Below are 16,167 nucleotides of genomic sequence, written 5' to 3' on the forward strand. Positions count from 1 at the left end.
TCACGCCGCAGCGTAACTTTAGTGTTCGTCTTGCTGGTAGCGGATACTGTTGATGTACCAGACTTTCGGCCCTTCCGGTGTGGTCACCACCGCTTCGTCATCCACTTCTTTTTTAATCAAAGCGCGCGCCATAGGGCTGTCGATAGAAATGTAGTCTTTCCGGCCATAAATTTCGTCGGGACCGACAATGCGGAAGGAGAGAGTGTCGCCATCTTCGTTTTCGATATCGACCCAGGCACCGAAAAACACCTTACCGTCCTGTTGAGGGCTATAATCGACCACACGCAGGATTTCGAGACGTTTTCTGAGGTAGCGGACGCGGCGGTCTATCTCACGCAGCAAGCGCTTGTTATAGGTGTAATCCGCGTTCTCTGAGCGGTCGCCAAGACTGGCGGCCCAAGAGACAATCTTGGTGATTTCCGGGCGGCGCTCTTTCCAGAGGTAATCAAGCTCTTGTTTGAGTTTGTTGTAGCCTTCCCGGGTGACCAAATCGGTTTTTTTCATTCTGCTTTCCGAGCGATTGTTTCGTTTTCCGGCAAGAGTTATAACCGCTTTGCTGCCATGATTAAAGCGAAGCTGCCCGGCAACGTTAAGCTGAGGCACGAATTTCGCATTCAATTTTCTGGGGCAGGGTTACAACTGGTAACAGTTTTTCTTCCCACAGGACGTTACTCTGATGTTTTATATCAGAGTCCGAATTTATTATTGGTGGCATTTCCACCACACGGAGAGAAAGGTAAGTCATGCAAGATAATCATAAGATCCTGGTTGTTGACGATGATATGCGTCTTCGCTCGCTGCTTGAGCGTTACTTGTCTGAGCAAGGTTTTCAGGTACGCAGTGTGGCGAACGCCGAGCAAATGGACCGTTTGCTCTCTCGTGAGAATTTTCACCTGATGGTGTTGGACCTGATGCTACCGGGTGAAGATGGCCTCTCCATCTGCCGTCGACTGCGTCAGGCGAACAATCAATTGCCGATCCTGATGCTGACGGCAAAAGGCGACGAAATTGACCGCATCGTGGGCCTGGAAGTGGGGGCAGATGATTACCTGCCGAAGCCATTTAACCCACGCGAACTGCTGGCACGTATTCGTGCGGTATTGCGCCGTCAGACGGTAGAAGCACCGGGTGCGCCTTCCAGTGAAGAAAAAATTGTTGAGTTTGGCCAGTTCCGTTTGAACCTGGGCACCCGCGAAATGTTCCGCAACGATCAGCCGCTCACGCTGACATCTGGCGAGTTTGCGGTATTGAAGGCGCTGGTGACCAATGCCCGCGAGCCGATGTCCCGCGATAAGTTGATGAACATGGCGCGTGGCCGTGAATATTCGGCGATGGAGCGTTCGATTGACGTTCAAATCTCGCGTCTTCGCCGCATGATTGAAGAAGATCCAAGCAAGCCCCGTTATATTCAGACTGTTTGGGGCCTGGGCTATGTGTTTGTGCCGGACGGAGAAGCCTAATTAATGCGCTTCTCTCCACGCAGTAACTTTGCCCGTACACTCGTGGTGCTGGCTGGCCTTCTGATTGCCAGCCAGATCTTCTCCTACCTCACCATCCTCAATTACGCTCTGTTGCCAAGCATCAAACAGTTCAACAAAATCCTCGCACATGAAATCGAAGTCATGCTGGATGACGATTTGCTGTTATCGAACGGCAAGGTTTATCACATGGATGAACTGTTACGTCGTCAGTTACTTGAGAAGCTTGGTGTCACCATGCACGATGACGATGAGCCAGAGATGATGGAGGAGTTTGATCACGCTGCGTCAGTGGATTATCTCAGTGCGGACATGTCCGAGAAGCTCGGTGCCCCGACCGAAGCGCGCATAAGCCTGGAGTCGAAGAACTATGTGCTCTGGCTGGAAAGTGAGGCGTTCCCTGGCTACGTAATGCGGATACCGCTATCTGAGTTGCATCAGGATGACTTCCAACCCCTATTCTTCTATTCCATGTTTATCGCCTTACTGGTGATCGGTGGTGGCTGGATGTTTATTAAGGTGCAGAACCGACCATTGGCGGCACTGGAACGTGCGGCGCAGGATGTCGGACATGGAAAATTCCCTGAGCCTTTGCCGGAACGTGGTGCGTCAGATATCCGAGCGGTGACTAAAGCGTTTAATCAGATGAGCGAAGGCATTCGTAAACTGGAGGAAGACAGGGCACTGCTGATGGCGGGTGTCAGTCATGATCTCCGTACGCCGCTAACCCGTATCCGTCTGGCGACTGAAATGATGTCGCCGGAAGACAGTTATCTGGCTGAGAGCATGATTAAAGATACCGAAGAGTGTAATGAAATCATCAATCAGTTTATGGACTACTTGCGCTCGGTTCAGCTTCAGGACATGACAGAGATTGACCTGAATGTGGTGGCCGAAGATGTGTCTGTCGCTGATGGTGCGACAGGGCATGACCTTGAAGTATCTAAAGGTGAGCTGGTTGGAAAGCTTGATGCTAACGAAGTGGCTATCCGTCGCGCGGTGACTAACTTAGTGGTTAATGCGGTGCGCTATGGTGGTGGCTGGGTCAAAATCAGTACCGGTACCTCGGCCGACCGTCGTCATCAGTGGATTGCGGTAGAAGATAATGGGCCAGGTATTGCCGCTGACCAGATTGAAACAGTACTCCAGCCTTTTACCCGTGGTGATACGGCACGCGGAAGCGAAGGTACGGGGCTTGGCCTTGCCATCGTCAAACGTATCGTCGAGCAACACAACGGCGTTCTTAAGCTTAGTCAGCGCTCTCAAGGCGGGCTTCAGGCACAGATAGTGTTGCCATTGACCAAGCGCCAACCCAGAAAGCGTCGATAGACCCTAAGCCTAAAATGATAAAAAACGCGGATGTTTCATCCGCGTTTTCTTATTGCCACATATGAAATTTAACCCATAAACTTGTCTCATATTTGAATCATCTGCTAATACTGTAATAAAGCGCCGATACAGCAGAGATGAAACATGAAGATAGTCATCGACCCGCAGGATCCGTCCCCGAAGTTCAAACAATTGATGACGCAGATCCAGCGTCAGATTGTTGCCGGGACGCTCATTCCAGGGGAAAAGCTGACTTCTGTCAGAAAGTTAGCGGCAGAGTTGAATATCAATCCGATGACGATTTCACGTTGTTACCAAAACATGGAAGAAGAAGGCTGGTTAGAGCGTAAACGCGGCGTGGGCATGATTGTCGCGAGGCAAGGGTTGCAAGGCCGAATGGAAGATCGCTTCGGGTTTATTGAGCCGACACTAAAAGCCCTGATTGATGATGCCCGGGAAGTGGGTTACAGCAAATCAGAAGTAATGGCGCTAGTGATGCAGTATTGGGAAGACTGATTCGCAACATTGGCGGAATGAAGAAAGGGCGGATATCCGCCCTTTTTTATGCGTTGCTGTATTTGTCGTTGTTACCAAGCCAGCGGGTGATAATGGCTTTGGCGTTGTCTGGATAGTTTTGGTGCAGATACAACGCAAGCTTCTGTACTTCAGGGATGAGTTTCTGATCGCGCACCAGGTCGGCAATCTTAAACTCTGCCATCCCCGTTTGTTTGGTGCCCAAGAGCTCACCTGGGCCACGAATTTCTAAGTCGCGCTGAGCAATCACAAAACCATCACTGCTTTCACGCAACACGCCTAATCGCTGTGTAGCTGTCTTTGATAGCGGTGCGTGATACAAAAGCACACAGTGGCTGGCAACAGAACCTCGCCCGACACGACCACGAAGCTGGTGAAGCTGCGCCAGACCGAGACGCTCTGGGTTTTCGATGATCATCAGACTGGCATTTGGCACATCCACGCCAACTTCAATAACGGTTGTGGCGACCAAAAGATGCAGCTCACCGGATTTAAACGCCTGCATCACTTCCTGTTTTTCTGCCGCTTTCATCCTGCCATGTACCAGACCGATTTTTAGCTCGGGCAGGGCACGCGCTAAATCATCGGCCGTTTCTGCAGCAGCTTGCGCTTCCAATACCTCAGACTCATCAATTAAGGTACACACCCAGTAAGCCTGACGTCCTTCTTCCAAACAGGACGCGTGGACGCGGTTGATGATGTCGATACGTCGGGTATCCGGTACGGCAACGGTTTGAATCGGTGTGCGCCCCGGCGGCAGCTCGTCGATGATGGAGGTGTCGAGATCGGCATAGGCGGTCATCGCCAGCGTCCGTGGAATAGGCGTCGCAGTCATGATGAGTTGGTGGGGATGAATGCCTTGCTTCATCCCTTTCTCACGAAGCTCGAGGCGCTGATGAACACCAAAGCGATGCTGCTCATCGATAATGACTAGGGCAAGCTTGTCGAACTCCACATGCTTTTGGAAAAGGGCGTGAGTACCCACTACCATTTTGGCTTCGCCGCTGGCGATTTTGGCAAGCTCTGCTTCTTTAGCTTTACCTGTCAGTTTGCCCGCAAGCCAACCAACAGAAATGCCTAAAGGCTCCAGCCAGTTGGCAAAGTTAATTGAATGCTGCTCAGCAAGGAGTTCTGTCGGTGCCATCAAAGCAACCTGATAGCCCTGCTCGATCGCCTGCAATGCAGCGAGTGCAGCCACTAAGGTTTTGCCTGATCCCACATCACCCTGTACCAGACGCATCATGGGCTTTTCCAATCCCATGTCGCGTTCAATATCTGCCACCACGCGGGACTGCGCGCCCGTTGGTGTAAATGGCAAGGATTCCAAGAGCTTTGGTTTTAGTTCGGTGGAAGGTGGCAGTGAAAATGTCGGATCTTGCTGCAATTTGCTGCGAACGGAGAGCATCGAGAGATTTTGCGCTAACAGTTCTTCAAGGATGAGACGCTTCTGAGCCGGGTGTTCACCCTTCTCCAACTGGGTCACCGAAATATCCGGTGTTGGACGATGCAGGATTTTCAGGGCGTCACGCAGGGTGATTTGCCTGTCGTATAAGCCTTCTGGTAAGAGTTCCTGCACCGCAGCACCTTCGAGCAACTCAAGCGCCTGATCGGTCAGGTTTCTCAGTGTCAGCTGACGAAGCCCTTCTGTCGTTGGGTATACTGGCGTCAGGGTTTCTTCCAGCGAGAGTTCGGTTGGCTCGGAGAAGACTTTGTATTCGGGATGGATGATCTCAAGGCCACCCTGACCGCGTTTGATTTCGCCGTAAGCTTTGACGCGTTTGCCCTGTTCAAGGCTGTTTTTCATTGCCGCATTGAAGTTGAAAAAACGCAGCGTGAGCGAGCCGTTACCGTCTGTGATTTTCACCGTCAGCATACGGCGACGACCAAAGACAGTGTTGTTGCTAACGACTTCACCTTCAACGGTAGCATGCTGGCCCGGCATCAGGCTCATGATAGGCCAGATGCGGGTGCGGTCTTCATAGCGGTAGGGGAGATGGAATAGCAGATCCTGCACCGTGAAAAGCCCCAGCTTTTCCAGCTTCTCTGCCATTTTGCCGCCGACTCCAGTCAGCGAGGTAACGGGAACGGCATCCAACATTGACGCGCGCATGATGTGTTCATCTCTCCTAAATCAATAAGATTGCAGGTTTATTTTGCTGCCTGCATCTTGGCCCACCAGGCTTCATCGGCAACGATTTGGCCCTCTTCATCCAAATCTGGGTAAGGCAGGCCTTTACGTTTGGCGACTTTTGCCAGCACAGGATGACCACGCTCGAAGATGATGCGGTCAACTTCCGCTTGTGGGATTAAAGTTCGTGTACGCTGGTACATGCCTGCGTTTTGGCGTTGACGCTGTGCTTCATACAAAATCAGCGCGCTGGCGACCGAGACATTCAGTGACTGTACCATACCTATCATGGGAATGATGATGTCTTGATCTGCCAATTCAAGCGCTTGCTTGCTGATGCCGGTCTTTTCCTGACCCATCACGATGGCGGTCGGCTTGGTGTAATCAATCTCACGAAAATCAACGGCGGTATCAGACAGATTGGTCACCAGAATCTGCATCCCCTTTGCTTTCAGGGTTTCAAATGCTTCTGACGTGTTGTCATGGGTAACAACATCCACCCAGTTTCGTGCGCCCGCAGAGGTGCCGCCTAATGCGCGCATTTTACTGTCTTTCGGCCAGACGGCATGAACATGATGAACCCCAACAGCATCCGCAGTACGGATAATGGCGGAGATGTTGTTGGGCTTATGGACTTCTTCCATGCACACAGTAAGGTCCGGCTGGCGGGTAGCCAATACTTCATGGATGCGTGCAAAACGTTCTGGTGTCATGGTGTTTTTTCTCGTTTATAAAAACGCCCGCAAAGGGCGGGCGTTAAAGACTTAACAGTTAGCCTGTCAATGCATTAATTCTTCTGACGGCTGACTTTCACCACATTCGGCATGATACGGATGCGGCGCATGATATTTGCCAGATGCACACGGTTTTGAGTCGTAAGCTTCACGTAAATCGTGTACAAGCGCCCATCACGCTCTTCCGTGGTCAAGCCCTGAATGTTAGAGCCTGTTGCGGCAATAGTATTGGTCAAATCGGCCAGTGCGCCCTGATGGTTGAGCATGTCAACGCGCAGTGCAGTCGCAAAGTCCTGATCGATGTCATCGCCCCACTCTACAGACATGTATTTGTCTGGCTCCTGGCTATAACCACGGATGTTGGCACATTCTTCACGGTGGATGACCAGGCCTTTACCTGGGCTGACGTGACCGACGATGTGATCGCCCGGAATAGGACGACAACAGTTTGCGTAGGTTAGCAAGATACCTTCAGCGCCACGAATTGGCAGGCATCCGCCTTGCTCTTCCAGGCTGTCAGCATCACCGAGCAGACGCTTGGCAATCACCACGCTCATGAGCTCACCAGCACCGATATCTGCCAGCAGATCTTCCTCGCTCTCGAGCTTTAGATCGTGCAAGACTTTGTCGATGTTGTCCTGCTCAATGTCCTGAATGTTCTTCTCGCCAAGGGCATGGTTCAGGAGACGGCGACCCAGAATCACAGACTCTTCACGGCGCTTGCTTTTCAGTACCTGACGAATCTTGGTACGCGCACGGGAAGTCACCACATAGTTGAGCCAAGCCGCGTTTGGACGTGCACCGGGAGCGGTAATGATCTCAATAGTCTGGCCGTTTTTCAGCGGCTGGCTGAGCGGATAAGACTGACGGTTCACCCTCGCGCCGACGCAAGAGTTACCGACGTCCGTATGTACGGCGTAAGCGAAGTCCACAGCAGTCGCACCAACAGGCATTTCAACAATGCGGCCTTTGGGCGTAAACACGAACAGCTCGTCCGGGAACAAGTCTGATTTCACGCTTTCGATAAACTCAAACGAGCTACCTGCACTTTGCTGAAGCTCCAGCAGGCTTTGCATCCAACGCTGTGCGCGTACCTGCGCGGTGGTACCACCGCCGCCAGCACGATCTGCACCGTCTTTATATGCCCAGTGTGCCGCAACACCTTTGTCCGCCATCTGATCCATGTCTTCGGTACGGATTTGTACTTCAACAGGGACACCGTGAGGGCCAATCATGGATGTATGAAGCGACTGGTAGCCGTTGGCTTTCGGTACCGCGATGTAGTCTTTCATGCGGCCCGGGCGTGGCTTATACAGATTGTGCATTTGCCCCAGCACGCGATAACAGGTATCCACCGAATCGACAATCACACGGAAAGCATAGAGGTCCATGATGGTGTGGAAGCGCTGTTCCTTGTTCTTCATCTTGTTGTAGATGGAGTAGAGGTTCTTCTCACGACCCAGCACCTTGGCATTGATGCCCGCATCCTGGAGGCGGCCTTCAATTTCGGCGTGGATTTTCTGGATCATTTCTTTGCGGTTGCCGCGCGCATGGATCACCACTTCGCGCAATACGCGATATCGGGTCGGGTAGAGGGCTTCAAAGCCAAGCTCTTCCAGTTCCACTTTGATGTTGTGGATACCCAGTCTGTGCGCCAGTGGTGAGAAGATCTCGAGGGTTTCGCGGGCTATGCGGCGACGTTTGTCCGGACGCAATGCTCCGAGCGTACGCATATTGTGCGTGCGGTCAGCGAGTTTGATGAGGATAACGCGGATGTCATGGGCCATGGCCATGATCATTTTGCGGAAGTTCTCCGCCTGCGCTTCCTGACGGTCGCGGAATTTGAGCTTATCGAGCTTGGAGACGCCATCGACCAGATCGGCGACGGTATCGCCAAAACGTTGTTGCAAGTCTTCTTTGGTAACGTCGGTGTCTTCAATCACGTCATGCAGCAGCGCTGCCATCAAGGTTTCGTGATCGAGGCGCATCTCCGCAAGAATACGGGCAACAGCGATAGGGTGGATGATGTATGGTTCCCCGCTTGAGCGGGTTTGCCCTTCGTGGGCATCTCGCGCGACCAAATACGCTTGCCGGAGTGCCTCTAAGTGCGACTCCGGCAAGTATTGTGCTGCGACTTCTTTCAGGCTATCGAAGAGATACAATCTGCCTGTTTCCCTGAAGTTAGATTAGCGAAGAGTACCTGTGATGGTGCTTACAGCAGCCATTTCTGCAGCTTCTTGTTCTTGCTGCTCTTGGCGCTCACGTGCATCCAGGATCTCTTTAGTGATCAGGCCTTCCTCAATTTCACGCAGAGCGATAACAGTTTGCTTATCGTTCTCTTCCTGAACCAGTGAGTCTTTACCACCAGTTTGCATTTGGCGTGCGCGACGAGCTGCTACCAATACTAGATCGAAGCGGTTGCCAATTTTTTCAACAGCGTCTTGAACGGTTACGCGTGCCATGAAGAACTCCAGTAAGTAATAAAATCAAAATGACCGAAAATTATACAAAAGCGAACTGACCTAAACAACAAACATCTTTCGTTGTCAGAGTGTTTATTAGTCCAACAGCCTGTCAATCATGTCGTGGTGACGGCTGTATTGCTTGTCTTGCTTCATTCGCTCGGCGCGAAGGATGGCTTTGATGTCCATCAGGGCCACATCGAAATCATCGTTCACGATAACGTAATCATACTCGTTATAGTGAGAGATCTCAGAACGGGCTTCTTCCATGCGTTTTGCGATGACCTCATCAGAGTCCTGACCGCGCGCATTCAGCCGGCGCTCAAGCTCCTCACGGCTTGGCGGCAGAATGAAGATGCTTTTTGCGTTCGGCATTTTCTCGCGAATTTGCTGAGCGCCTTGCCAGTCGATGTCGAGAAAAATATCGACGCCTTTTGACAGCATTTCTTCAATCCACAGGCGTGATGTGCCATAGAAATTACCGAATACTTCGGCATATTCCAGGAAGGCTTCTTGTTCGATCAGCGCTTTAAAGTCCTCAACTGACACGAAATGATAGTGAACACCGTTCTCTTCGCCCGGACGAGATGCTCGGGTGGTGTGAGAAACAGACACTTTCATGTCGTAACGAGGATTATCTTTCAGCAATGCCGAAATCAGGCTTGATTTACCGGCACCACTTGGCGCTGAAACGATGTAAAGCGTACCTTGGCTCATGGTCTTGATCACTGTGAGGTTAAAGGGCGCGCAGGGTACCATGACCCGCACAAAAATTGAATTCCACTTTTAGGATAATCCAATAATGGCAGCAACCTAAAGCGGGAACAAAAAGCCCGGTACAAAGACCGGGCTTTACAGCTTTTCGTATCGATTACTCGATGTTTTGGATTTGCTCGCGCATTTGTTCGATCAACACTTTCAGTTCAACGCCAGAAGCGGTGATGTCCGTGCTGATGGATTTCGAAGCCAGCGTGTTCGACTCGCGGTTGAATTCCTGCATCATGAAGTCCAGACGACGACCACAAGCGCCACCTTTTTTCAGGATCTTCTTGGTTTCCGATACGTGAGAGTCAAGGCGGTCCAGCTCTTCCGCGACATCCGATTTCTGGGCCAGCAAGATGATTTCCTGCTCCACGCGGTTGGCGTCCAGTTCGACTTTCGCTTCTTCCAACTTGGTCAGGAGACGTTCACGTTGCCACTGTAGGATTTCCGGCATTTTCGCGCGTACTTTCACCACTTCTGCGGCAATGCCTTCCAGACGCTGTTCAATCAGCGCTTTCATATTATCGCCTTCGCTGGCGCGGGCTGCGATAAAGTCATCAACGGTTTTGTCGAAACCTTCCAGCAAGGCTTTGTTGATCGCGTCCATGTCCTGCTCTGGGGTTTCCATCACACCCGGCCACTGCAGTACCTGGAAAGGACCAATATTGCCTTCACCAGACATTTCTTTGATCCACTTAGCCGCGTGAATCACTTGTTTTGCCAACTCTTCATTGATTTTAAGCTCGGTATTCGCTGACTGATTGGCTTCAAAACGCAGGTTACATTCCACCTTGCCGCGGGCAAGACGGGATCGGAATCGCTCACGAATGATAGGTTCAAGGCCACGGAACTGCTCTGGCATGCGGATATAGGTTTCGAGGTAACGTTGGTTAACCGAGCGGATTTCCCAAACGGCTGTGCCCCATGTGCCCTTGATTTCCCGACGGGCGTAGGCAGTCATACTGTGGATCATTGAAGTTCACTCATTGATGAAAGTTGTGATGATTATACGCAGTCGCTGCCTTTTATGTCAGCAGCATGACGGGAAACAGAAGAAAAAAGCAGACAAGACCGCATTGTATTAGCGTGTAAAAGGTGAAGCCGTTATAATCGCCGGTTAACGAAATTCAGCATTTATAAACAGGTGAGTCCTATGCGTCCTAGCGGCAGAGAAGTTGGTCAAATTCGTCCAGTCACAATTACCCGTCATTTTACTGCCCATGCGGAAGGTTCTGTGCTGGTGGCGTTTGGTGATACCAAAGTTATCTGTACCGCAAGCGTTGAAGAAGGCGTGCCACGCTTTCTGAAAGGGAAAGGACAAGGCTGGGTGACCGCTGAGTACGGCATGCTGCCGCGTGCGACCCACACCCGTAACCGTCGTGAGGCGGCAAACGGTAAGCAAGGCGGGCGCACCATGGAAATCCAGCGCCTGATCGCCCGTAGCCTGCGCGCTGCTGTGAACCTTGAAAAGCTGGGCGATTTCACCATCACCGTTGACTGTGATGTTATTCAGGCTGACGGCGGTACCCGCACAGCATCGATTACTGGCGCAAGCGTGGCGATGGCCGATGCGCTGAACAAGCTGGTGAGCGAAGGAAAACTGGCAGAGAACCCAATGAAGGGTCATGTTGCTGCGGTTTCTGTGGGGATCTTTGAAGGTACGCCAATCTGCGATTTGGAATACGTGGAAGACTCAGCAGCAGACACGGATATGAATGTCGTGATGCTGGAAGATGGCCGCATGATTGAAGTGCAAGGTACTGCAGAAGCGGAACCGTTCACGGCCGATGAGCTTAATGCCATGTTGTCTTTGGCAACCAAAGGTATTCAGGACATTGTAGCGATTCAGAAAGCATCGTTAATTGATTGATGAGACAGCGGCTTCTATTGGAGCCGCTTTTTTTTTAACCTAATTTTAAGCGAGGCGGATGCGCCTCAGGTAAAACCGGCAAGCTAGCCGACTTTTGTTCGACAGGAGAGAAAATGAAAGCCTATCAGCGTCAGTTCATCGAATTTGCATTGGAAAAAGAAGTCTTGAAGTTCGGTGAATTCACTTTGAAGTCAGGTCGTAAGAGCCCTTACTTCTTTAATGCCGGTCTGTTCAACACAGGCAGGGATTTGGCGCGTCTGGGCCGTTTTTATGCCGAAGCGCTGGTTGATGCGGGTATTGAATACGATCTGCTGTTTGGCCCTGCGTACAAAGGCATTCCGATTGCGACTACCACTGCGGTTGCGCTGGCTGAACACCACGATGTGGACACGCCATACTGTTTTAACCGTAAAGAAGCCAAAGATCACGGTGAAGGTGGCAATCTGGTCGGTAGCGCGCTGGTAGGCCGTGTGATGCTGGTGGATGATGTGATCACTGCAGGTACGGCGATTCGCGAGTCGATGGAAATTATTCAGGCGAACGGTGCTGATTTGGCAGGTGTGTTGGTGGCGATTGACCGTCAAGAGCGCGGTAAAGGCGAGCTTTCTGCTATTCAGGAAGTCGAGAGAGACTTTGGCTGTCAGGTGGTTTCAATTATCAGTCTTGGCGATTTGGTGACGTATCTGGAAGAGCAGGGCAGTAACCCAGAACAATTGGATGCAGTAAAAGCATATCGCGCGGAATACGGTATCTAGTCGATACCCTCGCACCTTTTATTCGGCCCGCCTTTGAGCGGGCTTTTTTGTATCTGCTACTTGCTATGTTATTGCTTTGAAGGGAAATGTTTGTGATGAAAAAATGTGGTCATCATGCTGACAGATAAATAGTTGCCTTAGAAAGTGTGATCACTGTTGAATTCGTTCAGTATTTGTTCAGCGTCAGTGAGTATTATGAACTCATCAAAGCGGCACAGCGAATCACAAAACGCTTTTGCTGCACCCTACACACTGCTAAGTCGGAGAAGAAACTATGAAAAAAGTAATGGTAGCGACACTAATGACTTTCGGTTTGTTTACTGCAGGAGCGCAGGCAGGGTATACATTGGAAGAGACGCAAGCTTGTGCTAACTCAACACAATTCCACTCTTGTGTTGCTCAGCTGAATGAGCAGCAATCCAAGACCAGCATAGACATCGGTTACTCAAAAGAAGAAGTGGCCCAATGCGGTACAGCCAATGACTTCCATATGTGCGTAGATAATCTGCATGTTTAACATGTGGTAAACGGCAATGAGTTGGCCGTTTGCTAAAACATAAAAAAGGCTGCATGATGCAGCCTTTTTTATGTTTTTCGCAGCACATTCAGTTCAGTTGTGCACTCAACAGTTGCCAGTACTGGTCAAACTCCGCAGTCGGCGCGTATTTGAAGTTTGAACGCACGAAGCGGTTGAGGCTGCCTTCTACCTGACCGAGAAGCTGAGCTGCCAGTACATTCTCATCAACTGGGAAACCTTTACCTTCACGAAGACGGCGCTCGCGCAGTACCTGACGCAGTTGGCTCTCGATTTTTTCAAACAGCTGATTGATGCGACCTTGCAGTCTATCCTGCTCAAACATCAAGGCATGTCCGGTCATGATGCGTGTCAGTCCCGGATTACGCTCTCCGAAAACTAACAGCAATTGAAGGATCAAGCGTAAACGGGTCATCGTATCTTTCTCATCACTTTGGATGCGGTTGATACGGGTGATCAGTGACTCTTCGATAAACTCAATCAAGCCTTCGAACATGCGTGCTTTGCTTGGGAAGTGGCGGTATAGCGCGGCTTCAGAAACGCCTACCTGCGCAGCAAGTTTGGCGGTGGTAATGCGTTGACTGCCCTGATTGGACTCCAGCATTTGTGCCAGGGCCTGGAGGATTTCCTCTCTGCGATTCTGCTTTTTTTGGCCAGCCATGAATAGATGGTTCCTTTATTGTTCTTGGGGTCACTGACCCGAAATCTAGGCTGAAGAGCCGCTATATTAACGATGGGCTCTCTGTATTAAAAGAATAATGCACCTTGATTGCAGGTGAAGCCTACAGTAATTCCCGAAACCGTGAATGCGGCATAAAAAACGCCACACTCATGTGGCATTTTTCTGACTTTTCACCGAGTTATCGCTGTTATTTTGTACCTGAGTGTCCAAATCCTCCGGCACCACGCTCTGTGGCATCGAAGTTTTCAACAATGTTGAATTCTGCCTGAATAACCGGCACAAAAACCAGTTGGGCAATACGCTCCCCCGGTTCTATGGTAAAGGTTGTATTGCCACGGTTCCAGCATGAGACCATCAGCTGGCCTTGATAATCTGAATCGATGAGGCCAACCAGATTACCCAGAACGATGCCGTGCTTATGGCCAAGACCTGAGCGAGGGAGGATAGTGGCAGCGAGAGAAGGGTCAGCAATGTGGATTGCGAGGCCAGTTGGCAGTAACTCAGTTTGGCCTGGCTCCAGTGTCAGCGGAGAATCCAGTACGGCGCGAAGGTCCAGACCTGCGGAGCCTTCTGTCGCGTATGCAGGAAGTGGGAATTCGTTACCGACGCGTGGGTCGAGGATTTGCAGATCGATTTTTTTCATAACCTAGTTCCACTGTTTACTTATTTGATGTTGTAGAGTGCTGTAATTTCGCTGACAAGCTGGTTGCCAATCTCTGATTTGCTCGCCAGAGGCAGTGCTTTATCGCCTTTTGGCCAGTATAGGTGTAGCGCATTCAGGTCGCTGTTAAAGCCTTGTCCTTCCTGAGAGACATCGTTAGCGCAAATCAGGTCCAGATTCTTTTTCTGAAGTTTACCGCGTGCGTATTGCTCCACATCCTGAGTTTCAGCAGCAAAGCCGACGGTAAACGGGCGATTTTCTGACAATGAGGCGACAGAAGCGACGATGTCAGGGTTTTTCACCAGTGTGATGGTCATGTCATCTTTGCCGTCTTTCTTCTTCATCTTTTGATCGGCGACATTGGCGGGTCTGAAATCGGCGACTGCCGCGCAGGCAACAAATATGTGATGCTTGGTAGCGTGGGCGTGAACGGCGTCATGCATTTCTTGCGCACTTTCGACATTCACTCGGTGAACGCCATTCGGTGTTGGCAGATTCACAGGGCCACTGACCAAAGTGACACTTGCGCCTCTTTTAGCGGCCGCTTCTGCGATCGCATAGCCCATTTTCCCTGAGCTGTGATTAGTGAGGTAACGTACCGGGTCAATGGCTTCGCGGGTTGGTCCTGCGGTAATGAGAAAAGACGTGCCAGTGAGGCCTCCTTCGGTGAAGTGGTCTTCAACCAAACCGACCAACTGCATTGGCTCTAGCATTCGGCCTGGGCCAATATCACCACAGGCCTGTTCACCGCTTGCTGGTCCCCAGATTGGGTGGCCGCGTCGTTTCAACGTCGCGAGGTTTTCCTGCGTAGCAACCGCGCGGTACATTTGCTGGTTCATGGCGGGCGCAATAGCGACTGGTGCATCTGTTGCCAAGCAAAGAGTCGTCAGAAGATCATTGCCCATGCCTGCCGCCACACGCGCAATTAGGTCAGCAGTGGCAGGGGCCAGCAATACCAAATCTGCCCATTTCGCAATTTCGATATGACCCATTGAGGCTTCAGCGGCAGGGTCGAGCAGGCTATCAGATACAGGGTGGCCAGAGACTGCCTGCATGGTCAGCGGGGTGATAAATTCTTTCGCTGCGTGAGTCATGACAATGCGAACGTCAGCGCCACGTTCAATCAGGCGACGTGTCAGATCTGCACATTTATAAGCCGCAATACCGCCACCGATACCTAAAACAATCCGTTTGCCCAACAGGGTCTGAGTGATTTTCTGAGCCATAACTAATTTAGCCAATGGATAATGATTGGAAAGATAACACAAAAGACCGGGAAAGCGTCTGTTGCACTATGACGAATGTGAAAGTGACATTATTCGATAACAAAATGTAAATAAGTAGCCACTCAAACTCGCCGAGTTTGTATGTCCATCGCAGTGTTTTGACGTCGATGTTGACGGTTTTCGGTGCGAGATTGACGCTCATGACTTTTGTTTAATCGAGATTGTCATGTCGCTAAAAAATATGCCTGAAGAGTGTCGGCCACGTGAGAAGTTATTGGCGAGAGGCCCTGAGTCTCTCACCAATTCTGAGCTTCTTGCTATTTTCCTTCGCACTGGTGTGACGGGCATGAATGCGATTGAACTCGCTAGCTACCTTTTGGAAGATTTTGGTTCACTGAGAGGGTTAATGCAGGCCGAACTAAAGCAATTCAGTGCGCGCAAAGGGCTGGGCTCGGCGAAATATGCCCAACTTCAAGCTGTGTTGGAGCTTAGCAAACGTCACCTAGGTGAAACGTTGGCGAGGGAAGATGCTCTTTCCAGTCCGTCACATACCGCCAGATACCTTTCCAGCAAACTTCGTGACCGCCCAAGGGAAGCCTTTCTCGTGCTGTACCTTGATAACCAGAATCGTCCTATAAAAGATGAGATTTTGTTTGAAGGTACAATCAATTCCGCCAATGTTTATCCGAGAGAAGTGGTCAAACGCTGTCTCGATATAGGCGCCAATGCAGTGATTCTCGCCCATAATCACCCTTCCGGTATCGCTGAACCCAGCTCAGCAGACCGTCATATCACCAACAGAATTGGCGATGCTTTGGCTTTAGTGGACATTCGGTTGCTCGACCATATGGTGATTGGGGATGGGGACGTGGTATCCTTCGCTGAACGTGGTTGGATTTAAGAGTGTTCACTTACTCTGGTCGTCTTTAACACCCTCTCTTTTATTCGGTAGAAAGCTGCTGACATGGCGTTTTTTCTGGGGACGAGTGAGGTTTACCTTAGGTCAACGCC

At 50.9% G+C, this 16,167-nt stretch carries 17 protein-coding genes; 7 read left to right on the forward strand and 10 right to left on the reverse strand.

Annotation, left to right across the window (positions count from 1 at the left end):
- Positions 1 to 18: 18 nt before the first annotated feature.
- Positions 19 to 504 carry a transcription elongation factor GreB gene (greB, locus tag K6Q96_RS00550; RefSeq protein WP_062667113.1) on the reverse strand — a complete coding sequence of 162 codons (486 nt, stop codon included), beginning with the start codon at positions 502 to 504 and terminating at the stop codon, positions 19 to 21.
- Positions 505 to 743: 239 nt separating this feature from the next.
- Between greB and ompR the strand changes: the two genes are divergently transcribed.
- From ompR to K6Q96_RS00565, 3 genes are all read left to right on the forward strand, one after another.
- The gene (ompR, locus tag K6Q96_RS00555) at positions 744 to 1,460 is read left to right on the forward strand and encodes an osmolarity response regulator transcription factor OmpR (protein WP_062666895.1); all 717 of its coding nucleotides are present in this window, start codon (positions 744 to 746) and stop codon (positions 1,458 to 1,460) included.
- A 3-nt stretch (positions 1,461 to 1,463) separates the two neighbouring features.
- A complete protein-coding gene (envZ, locus tag K6Q96_RS00560) occupies positions 1,464 to 2,807 on the forward strand; it encodes a two-component system sensor histidine kinase EnvZ (RefSeq protein WP_251877032.1) in 1,344 nt (447 codons plus the stop codon).
- Between the two features lie 144 nt (positions 2,808 to 2,951).
- A complete protein-coding gene (locus K6Q96_RS00565) occupies positions 2,952 to 3,323 on the forward strand; it encodes a GntR family transcriptional regulator (RefSeq protein WP_002535365.1) in 372 nt (123 codons plus the stop codon).
- 46 nt (positions 3,324 to 3,369) lie between these two features.
- On the opposite strand, the gene recG is transcribed toward K6Q96_RS00565, so the two are convergent.
- The 6 genes from recG to K6Q96_RS00595 all read right to left on the reverse strand — a co-directional run bounded on the left by recG (position 3,370) and on the right by K6Q96_RS00595 (position 10,400).
- A complete protein-coding gene (recG, locus tag K6Q96_RS00570; protein WP_251877035.1) occupies positions 3,370 to 5,451 on the reverse strand; it encodes an ATP-dependent DNA helicase RecG in 2,082 nt (693 codons plus the stop codon).
- A 38-nt stretch (positions 5,452 to 5,489) separates the two neighbouring features.
- Positions 5,490 to 6,182, reverse strand: coding sequence for a tRNA (guanosine(18)-2'-O)-methyltransferase TrmH (trmH, locus tag K6Q96_RS00575; RefSeq protein WP_251877037.1), 693 nt, complete (start codon positions 6,180 to 6,182; stop codon positions 5,490 to 5,492).
- Between the two features lie 74 nt (positions 6,183 to 6,256).
- A complete protein-coding gene (gene spoT, locus K6Q96_RS00580) occupies positions 6,257 to 8,365 on the reverse strand; it encodes a bifunctional GTP diphosphokinase/guanosine-3',5'-bis pyrophosphate 3'-pyrophosphohydrolase (protein ID WP_251877038.1) in 2,109 nt (702 codons plus the stop codon).
- Positions 8,366 to 8,389: 24 nt separating this feature from the next.
- On the reverse strand, positions 8,390 to 8,665 hold the full coding sequence (rpoZ, locus tag K6Q96_RS00585) for a DNA-directed RNA polymerase subunit omega (RefSeq protein WP_002535357.1): 276 nt from the start codon (positions 8,663 to 8,665) through the stop codon (positions 8,390 to 8,392).
- 96 nt (positions 8,666 to 8,761) lie between these two features.
- On the reverse strand, positions 8,762 to 9,382 hold the full coding sequence (gene gmk, locus K6Q96_RS00590) for a guanylate kinase (RefSeq protein ID WP_039849438.1): 621 nt from the start codon (positions 9,380 to 9,382) through the stop codon (positions 8,762 to 8,764).
- 154 nt (positions 9,383 to 9,536) lie between these two features.
- Positions 9,537 to 10,400, reverse strand: a complete 864-nt coding sequence (locus K6Q96_RS00595) for a YicC/YloC family endoribonuclease (RefSeq protein ID WP_251877040.1) — start codon at positions 10,398 to 10,400, stop codon at positions 9,537 to 9,539.
- 180 nt (positions 10,401 to 10,580) lie between these two features.
- On the opposite strand from K6Q96_RS00595, the gene rph reads away from it, so the two are divergent.
- The 3 genes from rph (at position 10,581) to K6Q96_RS00610 (ending at position 12,569) form a co-directional block, all read left to right on the forward strand.
- Positions 10,581 to 11,297, forward strand: a complete 717-nt coding sequence (rph, locus tag K6Q96_RS00600; protein ID WP_002535353.1) for a ribonuclease PH — start codon at positions 10,581 to 10,583, stop codon at positions 11,295 to 11,297.
- A 113-nt stretch (positions 11,298 to 11,410) separates the two neighbouring features.
- A complete protein-coding gene (pyrE, locus tag K6Q96_RS00605; protein WP_251877042.1) occupies positions 11,411 to 12,052 on the forward strand; it encodes an orotate phosphoribosyltransferase in 642 nt (213 codons plus the stop codon).
- Between the two features lie 274 nt (positions 12,053 to 12,326).
- Positions 12,327 to 12,569 (forward strand): hypothetical protein, encoded by a 243-nt coding sequence (locus tag K6Q96_RS00610; protein WP_251877044.1) that lies wholly within the window; start codon positions 12,327 to 12,329, stop codon positions 12,567 to 12,569.
- An 88-nt stretch (positions 12,570 to 12,657) separates the two neighbouring features.
- On the opposite strand, the gene slmA is transcribed toward K6Q96_RS00610, so the two are convergent.
- From slmA to coaBC, 3 genes are all read right to left on the reverse strand, one after another.
- Complete coding sequence (gene slmA / locus K6Q96_RS00615) at positions 12,658 to 13,248, reverse strand: nucleoid occlusion factor SlmA (protein WP_002535349.1); 591 nt, start codon at positions 13,246 to 13,248, stop codon at positions 12,658 to 12,660.
- Between the two features lie 208 nt (positions 13,249 to 13,456).
- A complete protein-coding gene (gene dut / locus K6Q96_RS00620) occupies positions 13,457 to 13,912 on the reverse strand; it encodes a dUTP diphosphatase (RefSeq protein ID WP_251877046.1) in 456 nt (151 codons plus the stop codon).
- 20 nt (positions 13,913 to 13,932) lie between these two features.
- The gene (gene coaBC / locus K6Q96_RS00625) at positions 13,933 to 15,156 is read right to left on the reverse strand and encodes a bifunctional phosphopantothenoylcysteine decarboxylase/phosphopantothenate--cysteine ligase CoaBC (RefSeq protein ID WP_251877048.1); all 1,224 of its coding nucleotides are present in this window, start codon (positions 15,154 to 15,156) and stop codon (positions 13,933 to 13,935) included.
- 226 nt (positions 15,157 to 15,382) lie between these two features.
- Between coaBC and radC the strand changes: the two genes are divergently transcribed.
- Positions 15,383 to 16,057: a RadC family protein gene (gene radC / locus K6Q96_RS00630; protein ID WP_251877049.1), complete on the forward strand. Its 675-nt coding sequence runs from the start codon at positions 15,383 to 15,385 to the stop codon at positions 16,055 to 16,057.
- Positions 16,058 to 16,167: the final 110 nt, after the last annotated feature.

Origin of the sequence: Grimontia kaedaensis, from assembly GCF_023746615.1 — a bacterium.
Lineage (GTDB): Bacteria > Pseudomonadota > Gammaproteobacteria > Enterobacterales > Vibrionaceae > Enterovibrio > Enterovibrio kaedaensis.

Bases quoted from the DNA above. Each gene is read 5' to 3' on its own strand.
- radC (WP_251877049.1), top strand. From the start codon at position 15,383: ATGTCGCTAAAAAATATGCCTGAAGAGTGTCGGCCACGTGAGAAGTTA.
- envZ (WP_251877032.1), top strand. From the start codon at position 1,464: ATGCGCTTCTCTCCACGCAGTAACTTTGCCCGTACACTCGTGGTGCTG.
- gmk (WP_039849438.1), bottom strand. From the start codon at position 9,382: ATGAGCCAAGGTACGCTTTACATCGTTTCAGCGCCAAGTGGTGCCGGT.
- rph (WP_002535353.1), top strand. From the start codon at position 10,581: ATGCGTCCTAGCGGCAGAGAAGTTGGTCAAATTCGTCCAGTCACAATT.
- rpoZ (WP_002535357.1), bottom strand. From the start codon at position 8,665: ATGGCACGCGTAACCGTTCAAGACGCTGTTGAAAAAATTGGCAACCGC.
- coaBC (WP_251877048.1), bottom strand. From the start codon at position 15,156: ATGGCTCAGAAAATCACTCAGACCCTGTTGGGCAAACGGATTGTTTTA.
- K6Q96_RS00595 (WP_251877040.1), bottom strand. From the start codon at position 10,400: ATGATCCACAGTATGACTGCCTACGCCCGTCGGGAAATCAAGGGCACA.
- dut (WP_251877046.1), bottom strand. From the start codon at position 13,912: ATGAAAAAAATCGATCTGCAAATCCTCGACCCACGCGTCGGTAACGAA.
- pyrE (WP_251877042.1), top strand. From the start codon at position 11,411: ATGAAAGCCTATCAGCGTCAGTTCATCGAATTTGCATTGGAAAAAGAA.
- K6Q96_RS00565 (WP_002535365.1), top strand. From the start codon at position 2,952: ATGAAGATAGTCATCGACCCGCAGGATCCGTCCCCGAAGTTCAAACAA.
- recG (WP_251877035.1), bottom strand. From the start codon at position 5,451: ATGCGCGCGTCAATGTTGGATGCCGTTCCCGTTACCTCGCTGACTGGA.
- slmA (WP_002535349.1), bottom strand. From the start codon at position 13,248: ATGGCTGGCCAAAAAAAGCAGAATCGCAGAGAGGAAATCCTCCAGGCC.
- ompR (WP_062666895.1), top strand. From the start codon at position 744: ATGCAAGATAATCATAAGATCCTGGTTGTTGACGATGATATGCGTCTT.
- K6Q96_RS00610 (WP_251877044.1), top strand. From the start codon at position 12,327: ATGAAAAAAGTAATGGTAGCGACACTAATGACTTTCGGTTTGTTTACT.
- greB (WP_062667113.1), bottom strand. From the start codon at position 504: ATGAAAAAAACCGATTTGGTCACCCGGGAAGGCTACAACAAACTCAAA.
- trmH (WP_251877037.1), bottom strand. From the start codon at position 6,182: ATGACACCAGAACGTTTTGCACGCATCCATGAAGTATTGGCTACCCGC.